The 13058-nt window shown below is 59.3% G+C and carries 11 protein-coding genes; 3 read left to right on the top strand and 8 right to left on the bottom strand.

The window, feature by feature from the left end; translation table 11 throughout:
• From ACIREA_RS14305 to ACIREA_RS14280, 6 genes are all read right to left on the bottom strand, one after another.
• A partial coding sequence (locus ACIREA_RS14305; protein WP_397382955.1) for a DUF4365 domain-containing protein occupies window positions 1-399 on the bottom strand: 399 nt, incomplete at its 3' end.
• Window positions 363-2813: a hypothetical protein gene (locus ACIREA_RS14300; RefSeq protein ID WP_397382954.1), complete on the bottom strand. Its 2451-nt coding sequence runs from the start codon at window positions 2811-2813 to the stop codon at window positions 363-365. The genes ACIREA_RS14300 and ACIREA_RS14305, both read right to left, overlap by 37 nt.
• Window positions 2814-3004: 191 nt before the next feature.
• Window positions 3005-3475, bottom strand: a complete 471-nt coding sequence (locus ACIREA_RS14295) for a hypothetical protein (protein WP_397382953.1) — start codon at window positions 3473-3475, stop codon at window positions 3005-3007.
• A 266-nt stretch (window positions 3476-3741) separates the two neighbouring features.
• Window positions 3742-4629 (bottom strand): N-acetylmuramoyl-L-alanine amidase-like domain-containing protein, encoded by an 888-nt coding sequence (locus ACIREA_RS14290; RefSeq protein WP_397382952.1) that lies wholly within the window; start codon window positions 4627-4629, stop codon window positions 3742-3744.
• A 6-nt stretch (window positions 4630-4635) separates the two neighbouring features.
• Window positions 4636-5259 (bottom strand): hypothetical protein, encoded by a 624-nt coding sequence (locus tag ACIREA_RS14285; protein WP_397382951.1) that lies wholly within the window; start codon window positions 5257-5259, stop codon window positions 4636-4638.
• Window positions 5260-5495: 236 nt separating this feature from the next.
• Window positions 5496-6299 (bottom strand): SDR family NAD(P)-dependent oxidoreductase, encoded by an 804-nt coding sequence (locus tag ACIREA_RS14280; protein ID WP_397382950.1) that lies wholly within the window; start codon window positions 6297-6299, stop codon window positions 5496-5498.
• A gap of 302 nt (window positions 6300-6601) precedes the next feature.
• Between ACIREA_RS14280 and ACIREA_RS14275 the strand changes: the two genes are divergently transcribed.
• The 3 genes from ACIREA_RS14275 (at window position 6602) to ACIREA_RS14265 (ending at window position 11266) form a co-directional block, all read left to right on the top strand.
• Complete coding sequence (locus tag ACIREA_RS14275) at window positions 6602-8167, top strand: sensor histidine kinase (protein ID WP_397382949.1); 1566 nt, start codon at window positions 6602-6604, stop codon at window positions 8165-8167.
• Window positions 8148-10730: a PAS domain S-box protein gene (locus ACIREA_RS14270; protein ID WP_397382948.1), complete on the top strand. Its 2583-nt coding sequence runs from the start codon at window positions 8148-8150 to the stop codon at window positions 10728-10730. The genes ACIREA_RS14275 and ACIREA_RS14270 overlap by 20 nt, the downstream gene beginning before the upstream one ends.
• A gap of 182 nt (window positions 10731-10912) precedes the next feature.
• Window positions 10913-11266, top strand: coding sequence for a cupin domain-containing protein (locus tag ACIREA_RS14265; protein WP_397382947.1), 354 nt, complete (start codon window positions 10913-10915; stop codon window positions 11264-11266).
• 166 nt (window positions 11267-11432) lie between these two features.
• Here ACIREA_RS14265 and ACIREA_RS14260 read toward each other — a convergent pair whose 3' ends face one another.
• Both ACIREA_RS14260 and ACIREA_RS14255 read right to left on the bottom strand, forming a co-directional pair.
• The gene (locus ACIREA_RS14260; RefSeq protein WP_397382946.1) at window positions 11433-11639 is read right to left on the bottom strand and encodes a hypothetical protein; all 207 of its coding nucleotides are present in this window, start codon (window positions 11637-11639) and stop codon (window positions 11433-11435) included.
• An 18-nt stretch (window positions 11640-11657) separates the two neighbouring features.
• Window positions 11658-12983: a polysaccharide pyruvyl transferase family protein gene (locus ACIREA_RS14255; RefSeq protein ID WP_397382945.1), complete on the bottom strand. Its 1326-nt coding sequence runs from the start codon at window positions 12981-12983 to the stop codon at window positions 11658-11660.
• Between the last annotated feature and the right edge of the window lie 75 nt (window positions 12984-13058).

Below are 13058 nucleotides of genomic sequence, written 5' to 3'. Positions count from 1 at the left end.
GGGCACTTTCTCTTTTCCAGCCCAGTAGTCGGCATAATGCTTCTTCATCGCAAAGACTTCGGTGCCGTCCTTGCGCTTCTTCAAATGCGAATCGCCTGACTTGAGCTGCACCCGGAAGGTGATGCCAGTTGCCTTCTTCTTCGCATCGCGGAATTCGATCTCGCCGTCCACGCCTTCATCCGGCTCGGCTTGAATACGATAAATTTGGTCTGCTTCTCCGACGAGCGTCATCACTTCACCGACCATTACCTGCTCCATGGACGCGGTGTTCTGCTTCTCGCCAGCCTTCCTCCCGGCTTCATCAGCGGCATCACCACCTTCTTTGCTGATGAACTGCTTCTCCAGCACATCCTTCAGATTAATCACCCCGGCGTCGTCGGGATCGCAGTAGTTGCACACCAGCTTCGTGCGCTTCTTCGCCAGTGCGGCATCAATCGCGCGGCGGTCGGTGACTTCCTCTTTGCACTTAGAGAGCAGAAATAATTCCTCAGCCGCTCCACGCTCTTCGCTTTGGTCATGAGATGCTCGTGCACAAACTGCTGGAACGCCGCCTGCACATCGGCGTCGAGCTTGTCGCCGAAGTACACGTCCAGCTCCCCGCGCTCGCCGTTTTCCCGCAGGGTCAGGGCAGCGAGTTTATCGGTGATGGTGGCAAAGTCCACGGCCTGACGGTAGAGCTTGGTGCCGGAAAAGAGGCCGCTGTAATGCAGGCGCACGACCAGCGTGCAGTAGATCTCCTCCAGCGGGCCGGTGAAGCGATACACCACTGTCTTGCCGGGACGCGGAGGAGGTGTGGAGCGAGGCAGGCGCACATAGTTCGGGAAGACCAGCATCGGACCTTTGTCCGTCTCCTGCTTCCAGGCCAGCGCCCGTTCCAAAAAGAGCGCCACCAGCGCGGGCAGGAGCTGCGCTTCGTCCTCTTGGGAAAGGCGCGGTGTGCCATCGGCGGGCAGTTGGCCGGCTTGGATGTTCGCCAGCGGCACATGGCCGAGTTTGTCGATGGATTCACCCGCCAGCTTTACGAGTGTGGATGCATAGCTGTTCACCCAGCAGGGATTGAGCACCACGAGGTCGCCATAGGGTAGCTGATGCAGCACGCCTTCACCGGCGAGCAGGCCCGTCACAGCACGGAGGTCTTCCGGGGTAAAGGAAAGATGTGGCGCGGCTTTGCGCACACGTCGTTCCAGTTCCGTAGGCTTCACCACCACGCCGCCATGACCTTTGTATTCGCGCACAGCGAGGATAGCATCCTTCAGCGCAGGGAAGTTTTCCTGCGTGCTACGAAACTCCAGCTTGTCCCAGGGCAGAAGCTTTTCAATGAGCGCACGCAGTTCCGTCACGCCGGGGTGCTTGCCGTCCTTCGCGGCGGTGAGGATGGGGCCGTGCAGGCTGCGTGCTGCGGCCCACTCGCGCACTTCGTCGAGCGTGAGGCGCAGGCCAGGGCGGTCGCAGCGTGCGGCAGTGAGAATGCCGGGCACGGCGTGCTTGGCCGCCACTTTGCCCAGCGCATGCTGCCAGTAGCCCACGGTTTCAAACAGGTCCGGCTTCTGCGGGTCAAAGACCAGCACCGCCAACGCGGTCTGCTCCATGAAGAGCTGATGCGTGAGTCGGTAGTCGGGCTGCCCTGCGAGGTCCCACAGCCACACCTCGCGGCTCACTTCGGGGTCGGTATCCGCACTCGACAGCACCAGTCGCTGAATCTCCATGCCGTGGCTGGATTCCGTCTTTTCCCAGCGATCATGCCAGAGCCGCAGCGCTAGCCCGCTCTTCCCCACACCGGAATCCCCCAGCAGCACCACCTTGGCATTCACATACCCGCGCTTCCGGGAGGACGCCGCTCGGGCCAAGATGGCGTTTGGGATGTCCCACACGCGGAGGGCGCCGTCGGCGCTGACCGAGGCGATGCGGCGAGCATCGGGGGTGATGGCGATGCCCCACACCGAGGACATGTGCCCGCCCAAAACGGTGAGGCACTCGCCGGTCTCCGCCGCCCAGAGGCGGACGGTCTGGTCGGTGCCACTCGAGGCGCAGAAGCGTCCGTCGGGCGTCACCGCCACGGCAGACACGTTGCCACTGTGTCCTTCGAAGGCCGCTACACGACGGCCCACGGTGAGATCCCATTTCGCTACCTTGCCATCGCGGGTACCGATGAAGGCGAAGCGGCCATCGGCGCTCAGGTTCACGGGGGACTGGTCCGCGACTTTCTCGGCGAAAATGACCGGTTCTTTGCTCTCGAACTCAGACCAGACGGCCAGACCTTGATTGAAAGCCGCGCCGACGATCCGGGTAGTTCCTGCCGAGACCGCAACGCCAAAGGCATCGATGAACGGCATCTTCAACTCCGCGATGTGGGCACCGGAGTCCGCATTCCATCGGCCAAGATGGCCGGTTTGCGGTGCGCTCAACAACTCTCTGTCATGAGAAAAAAAGGTCAGTCGGCGAACTAAAGTATTGTGCCCTTTCCATTCGTGCAACACGCGGTCAGTGGAGAAATCAATAATGCGGATGGTTCCATTCTCATCCCCCGCTGCCATGCGGCTGCCATCCGCCGTCACGGCGAGGCCTCGAGGCTTCTTCCCTTGGAACACGATCTCTCCCGCCGCGCCATCCTCTGTCAGCGCCCATCGGCGCACCGTGCCATCGTCACTGCTGGTGAGCGCGAAGCGTCCGTCCTCCGGCATCGCCACGCGCCAGACAACGTCCGTGTGCCCTTCAAATACCCGCACGCGCACATCCTTCTCCGTGGCGGGTGGCAGGCTTCGGCCGGGTGGGTTCGACTTGGCGGAGGTAGATTTTTTTGCAGCGGCGGCCATGCCTGAAGTTCTATCGCTCCCCGTTTGCTTCGGCAAGCCCGCATCATGATGCTTGCTGCGTTTAGTATTCTTTTCCCCTACGAAAAAAGGGACGGGGGTGAATGATACTTATTTAAAGCATGCATTCTCATTTTTTGGCCTGCCAGCAGCGTCAGTGCCATCGCGCGCGAAGCCATTGGCAGCTTACCTTATCAGGTATTATGCCGTTGCTCTTCAACGATGCCTTGAAGTGTACTGCGATAAAGTCCTTGAGCTTCACTGTAGTAGAACTCGGCGGGTCCCCCACCCGCCCAACACCCATAGAGATCGCTTTCAAGTTCATGAAGCAGTGTCTGAGCCTTTTCAGAAATAACATATCCCCTCTTTTGCCTCCAACGACTCAGCAGCAAACGAGCATTAGCGGCATCTGCAGCATGCTCCTCCTCTCTTTCACGTGCTTTGGCATCAGTTATCTGATAGTTTTCTGTGCGCGCCGCCAAAACTTCACTCCGACTGGCTAGCACCGACAGCGCGTGGATCAACTCGTCATAAGCCTTCTTCACGTCTTCCCACATTTTATTCTTCCTTTGCTGCCTAAGGGCCAGCTTTGTGCCGATGAAAGCAGCTGCCAAAGTCGCGCAGAATTTTACAGACTCAGTTGATACAAGGGCGGGCCAATCCATGCAAACAAGCTTACACCCGAGAATTCTCCGCTCAGCTACAAAGTGGACGCAAGATTATCGAACAGGTCCGTTGTTTAATGCCGTGATTTTGCCGGTGCCGCGGGTTTTCGCAGTGCGATAATTATCCGTCCCTCCACGCAGAACTTCGGGCAGCAGCAGCCTGCTACTTTGGCTGGCGACCGCTTTTGGTTAGCACCATATCTGAACCTTCTCAAAGCGTGAGAAGGGGGGAGGTGCAAAAAATTGACCAAACTCCCCGGTTATCTTCATCCTCGCGGCCTTCCCACCACGATCCCCGCATGACTCTTCACCGAGTTCAAATACTCATGAATTGTCTTGTCCACCACCACCTTCTTGTACGTCGCCGACGCATGCATGAAATGGCAGGCTCCGTCACCGGTCCGTAGCGCCAGTCCTACGTGCGAGCAGTACACATGCGCGCGGTTCGTCACGATGCCGATGATGTCGCCGCTTTGAATGCGCGACTCACACGCCGCCACCTGGTCCTTCGGAATGAAATCAAACGGCACCTTCTCCAGCCTCGCCTCCAACTGCCTCAGCAGCGGCACCAGCACCGGATTTGCCCGCAGATAACGATACAACTTCGGATTCAGCGACATCTCATCATTGCCACGTCCCGTAAGCCTCACCACCGGCCCCACCTCACGCGTCACATTGCGGATGTTCCCCCGCGCCGCGTTGTCCGAGTACCACTCATCCAGGTAATGAATGCGGTCCAGGTAGTTCCCACGGCACACACCCCCGCGATACCGCGTCTCCTCAATCTCTCGCAGCAGATCGCTCGGCGAGTAAGCACTCCGCCTCCTCCCAATCATCCGCGCCAGCCCCAGCGAGATCTCAAAAAACGTCCAGCAGTCCAGCCCCATAAAATTCGCCGAAGGCGACTCAATCCGGTCGTCAATCTCCAGCGTCCAGCCCACATACTTGATGCCCCGCAGCGCCTGCCCGAACTGCGCCACCCGCGCCCCCATCGGCAGCGCCGCCCAGTTGCCCGCCACCGCCTGCGCCACCACCTGCCGAAATTTATCCACCCCTTTGAAAGTCACCGACTGCGGCAAAAACTCCGCAGCGCGGAGCAGGGAAGCCCCTCCACTCAGAAGGCTCAAAGACAAAAAGTGGCGACGTGTCAGCATGACACATCAATACAGATTTTCCGCCATCCCCAAAGCATCTTCTCCCGCCGCACCGGCATTCAGCCACTGCGCCTCATCCACCAGCCCAAACTGCTTCGGCACCAGACGGCACAGCTCCACCAGCTGCCGGTCCAGCTCCCGCGCAAACGACTCAATCGCCTGCGCATACCGCCTCCGCCGCAGCGGCTGCTCCGCCGCCTGCAGGCACGATTGCAGATGCGTCTCCTGCATGAACGGCTCCAGACCATAGCCCACCATCGTGATCGCACGGTCCGTGCTCGTATCAATAATGAGCATCACCAGATGATTCGCACCCCCCTTGTCCACCGCACTCGATAAACTGCCACGGTTGAACAACCAAAACGCATAAGGCAGCAGCGGCGCCTGCGCCGGCACATCCATCAGCACCGCCGCGATGCTCAACTGCGGAAACCGCCGCTCCACCTCGGCAATCACATGCGCCGCACGCCTCAGCGAAAACGCCCCCAGCACCCCCGTCATGTCCGCAATCGGACGCCGCAACGCCGGAGCAATCCCAAACGCCCGGTCCGCCGCCTCCAGCGAAAACCCGCACTGCCCGCAGGCAGCATCAGTTTCAATCGCAAGAGTTCGGCAGGCAGGACAGCGCACGCCTCAAATGTACATCACCCCACCACCCCCGCGCAACGACCATTAAAAAGCATCTCACCTCACGATCCATAGAAACAAACCCGCTCTCTCCAAAAGGATGTCTCCCGAAGCCATCAATCCAAATCATTTGACCCTCCATCATTCTACCAATCCGTCACTCCTCCCATCCGGACCAAACACTCGCATAACAATCTCATTCCACACACACGGCATAAACCCCGAATCCCATCACCAGCTCATTCCTTGCCACTCCGCCGCTTCAGCACCCATCGCATGATCCCCCGCGGCATCATCCGAAACACCCGCCTCGCAATCGCAACACCCACCCCCGGAAACACACACGCCCGCCCCGCCTGCAGCGCCCCCAGCGCCACACGCACCACCTGCGCAGGCGGAATGCGCAGCAAAGCCTGCCCATCCCGGTTCGTGTCCCCACCGCCCGCCCGCTTCGCCGTCTGACTAAAATTCGTCGGCGTCGGACCCGGACACACACAGCTCACCGTGATCCCCTTCGGCGCCAGCTCAATCGCCAGCGCCTCCGAAAAGCTCGTCACATACGCCTTGCTCGCCGCATACACCGCCAGGTCCGGCATCGGCAGCGTGCTCGCCAGCGAGCTCACATTCAAGATCCCCCCCGGCGTCTCCATCAGCGGCAGCAGCGCATGCGTCAGCATCGTCAGCGCCGTAATATTGAGTTCAATCTGTGTCCGCGTCTTCTCCGCCGAAGAACTCGCAAAGCTCCCATAATCACCCATCCCGGCATTATTGATAAGCAGGTTCGGTTTCACCCCATTAGCGGCGAGAAACGCGCACACATCACTCCGCCCCGCTTCCGTTGCCAAATCCGACACACAGCACAGCACTTTTGTCCGCGTCCCAGACAGCTCCATTTTCACCTTTTCCAAAGCGTCCGCCCTCCGCGCCACCAGCACCAGCACCTCCGCACCCGGAGCCAGCTGCCGCGCAAACTCCGCCCCCAGTCCAGAAGACGCTCCGGTGATCACTGCACGGCACTGTTCGAGGGGAAATCCATGGGGCATAGCCCAAGGAGTAGCCAGCAGCCACCCACCCATCAACTCGCATTCCTCCCAAAGCCACGCGCTGCCTCCATTTTCCAAACGCCGCCGAGGCGCGACCCAACGCACTTAAGCCAGAACCAACCCAACCACTAAATGGCGATTTAGCACCTGAAGCATGGTTAAAAATTGGGCAAAGCAATGCTTATATTAATTTACATAAATTATAAATAATGCTAAAATTACGTGTCGAACATGACAAAAGTCACCATTCACCGCGCTGAAAAGGGGCTGCTTGCGAACCACACCACGCAAGGAGGGGCTTCATGTACTCCATAATCGCCCGCAAAAATGCCGAACTCGCAGCGGTCGAAGAGGAGCGTACCGCCCGACTTTACCGCATTTCCCAACGCCGCAACCACATCCTGACGGACCGCCTGTTTGCCAAGTTGATGGTCATGCAGTGGCTGGGCGGGATCGTGATCGCCATGTGGATCTCCCCCATGGCTTGGAATGGCTCAAAAATCCAGCCCCTGTGGCATGTCTGGGCGGCCATTTGTTTAGGTGGTGCCATCAGCGCTGCCCCCGTGTTGCTAGCCTGGCGGCAGCCTGGGCGCGTGGTCACCCGTCATGTCATCGCAGTGGCGCAGATTCTGACCTCGGCGCTCCTGATTCATCTCACCGGCGGTCGCTTTGAGACTCACTTCCACATCTTCGGCTCACTCACCTTTCTGGCGTTTTATCGCGACTGGCGCGTGCTCGTCACGGCCACCCTCGTGGTGGTGGCGGATCATCTGGTGCGCGGCATGCTGTGGCCGCAGTCCATCTTTGGCGTGATGGATGCCGGCCAGTGGCGGTGGCTGGAGTACGTCGGCTGGGTGATGATTGAAGACGTCTTCCTGATGATCTCGATTCAGCAAAACCTGACCGAGACCCTGGAAGTAGCCAAACGTCGCAGCAGGTTGGAGAGCATCAATGCGCAGATCGAAAACCAGGTGATCGAACGCACGGCGGAACTGACCGAGGCGCACAAGCAGCTGGTCAAGACATCACGTCAAGCCGGCATGGCTGAGGTGGCCACGAATGTCCTGCACAACGTGGGGAACGTGCTCAACAGCGTGAATGTGTCTGCAGAGACTGTGGCTGGAAAAGTCCGGCACTTCCGGATTTCCAGTTTGAAGAATGTGGCCCAGCTGCTGCGGGAGCATGAGCACCACCTCCCGGAGTTCCTCACGCAGGACTCGCGTGGCAGGGAACTGCCCGGCTACCTGGTGCAGCTGGCGGACAACCTCGCAGAACCACAGAAAGCGATCCTGGACGAGGTTCGGCATCTGCAAAACAACATCGAGCACATCAAGCAGATCGTGTCCATGCAGCAAAACCACGCACGCGTGGCGGGTGTCCTTGAAACGCTGGACGTGGTGGAAATCATCGAAGACGCCATCAATATGAGCATCACCAGTCTGTCGCGTCATGGCGTGTCTTTGGTGCGGGAGTTTGAGGCGGTGCCGCCCGTGGTGCTGGACCGGCACAAAGTGATGCCGATTTTGGTGAATCTTCTGAGCAATGCCACGCAGGCGCTCGCGCAGCAGGGGAAAGACAAACAGATGAAAGTGCGGGTCGCGCTGAATGGCGCAGACACCGTTCAGATCAAGGTCATCGACAATGGTGGCGGCATTGCACCGGAAAACTTGACGCGGATTTTTCAACACGGCTTCACCACCAAAAAAGACGGCCACGGCTTTGGCCTGCACAGCGGCGCGCTGGCGGCCCGTGAAATGGGCGGAAAGCTCACGGCCGAGAGCGAGGGCGTCGGTTGCGGCGCTGTCTTCACCCTGGAACTCCCCTTGTCGAATTTAACCAAACCACACGATGAAAAAAACGACCGATAATCTCAACCGCCGCATTCTTGTCATCGATGACAACCAGGCCATCCATGACGATTTTCGGAAAATCCTTGGCGAGTCTGATTCTGAAGACGCCGCACTGCAAGCGGCTGAGGCCCGGATTTTCGGCGCTCCTGCGGCCATGCTCTTTGAGATCGACACCGCCTCCCAGGGAGAGGAAGGCCTGAAAATGGTGGAGAAGGCGCTGGCTGAGGGCCGGCCCTATGCCATGGCTTTTGTGGATGTCCGCATGCCTCCAGGCTGGGACGGGATCGAAACGACGCAACGGATCTGGAAGGTTTGTCCGGATCTGCAGGTGGTCATTTGCACGGCGTTTTCGGACTGCTCATGGAATGACATGCAGGACCAGATCAATCCCCAGGACCGGCTGCTGGTGCTGAAGAAACCTTTTGATACCATCGAGATCCTGCAGATGGCCAATGCGCTGACGCAAAAGTGGCTGCGGCTTCAGGAATCGAAGGTCGAATTTGGCGATCTGCACCACATGGTAAGTGCCCGCACCCGTGAGCTGGAAGAGTCCCAGGCTGCGGCTGTCAGTATGATGGCGGACGCCGTGCGCCATCGTGAAAAAGCCGAGCAGGCCTACGATGAGCTGAAACGCGAGATGGCAGAGCGGCGCATGCTTGAGGAAAAATTCCGCGAGCAGGCCTCCCTCCTCGACAAAGCGCAGGATGCCATCCTTGCGCATGATTTGGAACATCACATCACTTATTGGAACAAGGGGGCCGAGCGCTTGTATGGCTGGAGCGCGCAAGAGGTGGCCGGACGTTCAGTGGCACAGCTCCTCTATAAAGATCCAGAGGCGTTTCAAAGGGCCAGCGAGCAGGTCATTCAGACCGGCGAATGGGTGGGGGAACTGCACCAGATCGGCCAAGACGGTCGCAGCTTGGTGATCGTGGGTCACTGGACGCTCGTGCGCGATGCTGCTGGACAGCCCAAATCGGTGCTCGCCATCAACACGGACATCACAGGACGCAAAAAGACCGATGAAGCCCTGAAGATGCAGGGACGGGTGCTGGAAAGCATGGCCGAGGGTGTGACCGTGTGCGATGAAGACGGGCTCATTTTGTTCAGCAACAACTCCTGCAACACTATGTTTGGCTACGAAGGTGGTGAGCTCATCGGTCAGCACTACTCCGTGATCAGAAGCCTGCCGCAGGATGAAGGCCGGCGTGCGATGGACGAACTTTTCTGCGTCCTGCGCGAGAAGGGAGCCTGGATGGGTGAAATGAACTCCCGGAAAAAAGACGGCACCCCATTCATCACACGCTCGCGCATCAGCGTGCTGGAAATGGATGGCGTGAGATCCTTCGTCGCCGTGGTGGAGGACATCACGGAGAAGAAGAACATGGAGGCGCAGTTCCTGCGCTCTCAGCGCATGGAAAGTGTGGGGCGGCTGTCCAGCGGCATCGCCCATGACATGAACAACATCCTGACGCCCATCTTCATCTCCTCCTTCATGCTGCGCCGCAAGCTGCCGCCTGAGGACTTTGAAAAAATGCTCGGCAACATCGAGACCAACGCCCAGCGCGGCGCGGATCTCATCAAGCAGCTGCTCACGGTGAACTGTGACATGAGCGGTCAGCGCCACGTGGTGGAGACCAGCCAGCTTGCCTCGGACATGATGAAAATCATGTCGGGCACCTTCCCCAAGAACATCACCCTTTCAGCCAGCACGCCTGAAGACGTCTGGCCAGTCATCGGGGATCCGACGCAGCTCCATCAGGTGCTGCTCAATCTGTGCGTCAACGCGCGTGATGCCATGCCTGTCGGCGGTGTCCTGACGCTCACCACGGAAAACACCCGGCTGGATGAAAACTTCGCCGCCATGAACGTGGACGCCATGCCCGGCCCCTATGTGGTGATCCGCGTTTCCGACACCGGAGATGGCATTCCTGCCGATGTCATCGACAAGATTTTTGATCCCTTCTTCACTACCAAAGAGACCGGCAAAGGCACCGGGCTGGGACTTTCCACGGTGATGGGCATCGTCAAAAGCCACCAGGGATTCGTCAATCTGCGCAGCCGTGTCGCGGTGGGCAGCGTGTTTGAAATCTACCTGCCTGCCGCACCGGATGCGGTGGCGGCCAGCAGCGCCGCACCGGCCATGCAGGCCCCACGCGGCCAGGGAGAGCTGATCCTCGTCGTGGACGATGAAGAGATCATTCGTGAAGTCGTGCAGAAGACCCTGTGTGCGCACGGTTACCGTGTCATCACCGCAGGAGACGGCACGGAAGCCATCGCCCAGTTCTCCCAGAACCGCGGAGAGGTCAAAGCCGTGCTCACCGACATCATGATGCCCTTCATGGATGGCGTCACCCTGTCGCGCACTTTGAAAAAGATGGATCCCACCATCCAGATCATCGCCACCAGCGGCATGGGCAGCGCCAAAGGCCGGCAGGACAAGGCCGCCGCGCTGGCCTCTCTGCAGATCAACACGTTCTTGAACAAGCCCTACTCGGCCAATGAGATACTCACCGCCATCGGTGACTTGCTTGCGTCAGACCGGTCATCCCATGCTTGTTCGGAGCTCGGGCTGGTGGCCTGAGTTTGAGAGAGGAGCCACTGAAGGTTGACCGCGGAAAACACGGAAGAAGAACCAGACTCTGGTTGCTATGTATTCTGTGTCTTCCGTGGTTGTTCCCATCTGATTAACTCTACGGCCATCAAATCTGAGGGCATGCAAATCTGTGTTTTCCAGCCTCTCGATTGAGGCTAAGAGTGCGCCGCATGACCCTCAACCAGCTTTCCCAGCAGGCGCCCTTCACCACCAAGGACGGCAGCACCATCCGCAGCATCCTGGACCGCACCAACGCGCCAGTGCAAAACCAAAGCCTCGCCGAAGCCACCGTTCCCGTGGGCCAGCCGACCGAGCGCCACTACCACAAGCTCAGCGAAGAATTCTACTTCATCCTCGAAGGGCAGGGGACCATGGAGATCGACGGAGATACCCGCAACGTCGGCCCCGGCGATGCCATCCTGATTCCACCCAACGCCTGTCATCAGATAACGGCTACCCAGACTCTGCGTTTCCTTTGCTGCTGTGCGCCGCCGTACTCACACGAAGATACGTATTTCGAATAGTGGGACAAGTGGAGCGTAGATCTAACGCATCCTTATTAGCTCCAGCCATTGGGACGCGCTTTTACGGCGTCGCGAGGCACTCCGGCAGCGTGGCGAGGCGTTCGATCTCGGTGACTTGCGGAGAACGAGAAGTGTTTTGCCTTCGTCGGTGAGGTCGGGAATGACCTCAAACTTGGACTTTTTCATCGACCATCAAGTCGAGCGACCACGCCCGCACGTCTTCCTTGGCCGGTTCGACACCGCGTTCCTTTTTGTTGATCCACCACTTGTCCGGCTGGGAGAGAATGGACTCCAAACGATACGGCCTGCGAGAAAGGAAGCTATCTCCTGACCAGGCTGGCTCAGTATCATGCGGAGAGATATCACGATTCACCGGGTGTTAAAGGGCTGGTTACTTCGCGGCAGATAGCACCGCATCCGCGATGGCCTTAACCATACGTTTCTGAATGTCGGCGGCTCGCTGCATCGCGGCTTGTGCTTTCGCACGACCGGCGGCGCGGTCTTCGTGGAGAGGTTTGAGTTTCTCCCAGAGCTGCTGGCCGCTGGTTTCGCCGCTCTCGAAGACCCAGTCGCCCAGTCCGAGGTCGCGGAACATCTGGCCTTTGACGGTGTCCACGGGATTGCGCACGTAGAGGGCGGGTGTGCCTTGGGAAAGCGCCATGATGGGGGAATGGCATTCGGCGCTGACGATGGCGGTGGCGCGGGCATAGACGGAGCAGGCTTCGTCGGCGAGCCAGAACGTGTCGCGCCAGACGACGTTCGGTTTCACATCGGCGGGCAGCGGGTCGAGGAGATGCTCCTTCGCCACGACGATCTCATAGGTCATCTCGGGACAAAGGATGACTTTCAGTCCGGTCTCGCGCACCCAGAGCGTGATGAGGTCGCTCAGCGGCGCGTGGTCGCGGGCGGCGTGCGCGGCGTTGATCGCGTCGATCTCGTAGTCGCCCTGGTCGCGCGGCAGATCTTTCACCCGGTAGTAAGGCGTGTAGCGCAGGCGGGGGATCACGCAGATGAATTTCCCCTCCTCCACGCCGATGCGCCGCAGCCAGTCCTGCGCCCGCCGTTCATCGCGCACCGCGATGCCGAAGGTGCCATCCAGGCCGAACTCCACGATCGGGGTGCGTAGCTTTTGCGCCTTCAGATATTGGAGGGAATAAGTGTCGCGTGCGAAGATGAAGGACGCGCCATCATAGAGCTCGCGTGTCTTGTAGTGGCCGTCGAAATGGTCCGCAGGCAGCGCGGCGATTTGCTTTTGCAACGCGTCCAGCGTGTCGCCCTGCGGCCTGTCTTTGCGGTTCGACACTGGATCGAAGTGCGATCCGAAGAGGCCGTAGGGCCGGCCGGTTTTCGCCCAAGCCCGGAAGCTCTTCTCGTTTCGCGCTGGAGTGATGAAAACGTCCGCCGCCTTCCACGTCGCCGCCAGCGCGGGTGTTGACGCGTTGCCAGCATCATCCACCTCGCCCTCGACGATGTGGAGTTGCGGAAATGCGCGCACCAGCATCGCGCGCTCGCGCTCATGAAGGTGCCACGGCCACAGAGTGACCATCGCTTCCGGCAGATGCTCGTAAATCAGGCGAATCGTCCCCGGCACCCGCCCGCTGTCACCGATGTTCTCAAATTGCAGCGCTTCGCGAAGCAGCACATGCGGCGCATTGCCCGAAAACGCAGCAAGGGGAGCCAGCAGCAGTACCGTGAAGAAGGTGAGCAAGTGTTTCATGGCTTCGCTTGGTTGAATAGCTTCGGTTCGAATAAGATGCCAGGCGAATAGTGAGCATGGAAGAGGCAATGAATT

Origin of the sequence: Prosthecobacter sp. (assembly GCF_044373815.1) — a bacterium.
Classification (GTDB): Bacteria; Verrucomicrobiota; Verrucomicrobiia; order Verrucomicrobiales; family Verrucomicrobiaceae; genus Prosthecobacter.
The sequence above is the reverse complement of the archived record's forward strand: the minus strand, read 5'-3'. Positions and strand labels throughout refer to the sequence as shown.

Excerpts from the sequence above, each read along its gene's own strand:
- ACIREA_RS14270 (WP_397382948.1), top strand. The coding sequence starts at position 8,148 with ATGAAAAAAACGACCGATAATCTCAACCGCCGCATTCTTGTCATCGAT.
- ACIREA_RS14265 (WP_397382947.1), top strand. The coding sequence starts at position 10,913 with ATGACCCTCAACCAGCTTTCCCAGCAGGCGCCCTTCACCACCAAGGAC.
- ACIREA_RS14295 (WP_397382953.1), bottom strand. The coding sequence starts at position 3,475 with ATGGATTGGCCCGCCCTTGTATCAACTGAGTCTGTAAAATTCTGCGCG.
- ACIREA_RS14280 (WP_397382950.1), bottom strand. The coding sequence starts at position 6,299 with ATGCCCCATGGATTTCCCCTCGAACAGTGCCGTGCAGTGATCACCGGA.
- ACIREA_RS14290 (WP_397382952.1), bottom strand. The coding sequence starts at position 4,629 with ATGCTGACACGTCGCCACTTTTTGTCTTTGAGCCTTCTGAGTGGAGGG.
- ACIREA_RS14300 (WP_397382954.1), bottom strand. The coding sequence starts at position 2,813 with ATGGCCGCCGCTGCAAAAAAATCTACCTCCGCCAAGTCGAACCCACCC.
- ACIREA_RS14275 (WP_397382949.1), top strand. The coding sequence starts at position 6,602 with ATGTACTCCATAATCGCCCGCAAAAATGCCGAACTCGCAGCGGTCGAA.
- ACIREA_RS14255 (WP_397382945.1), bottom strand. The coding sequence starts at position 12,983 with ATGAAACACTTGCTCACCTTCTTCACGGTACTGCTGCTGGCTCCCCTT.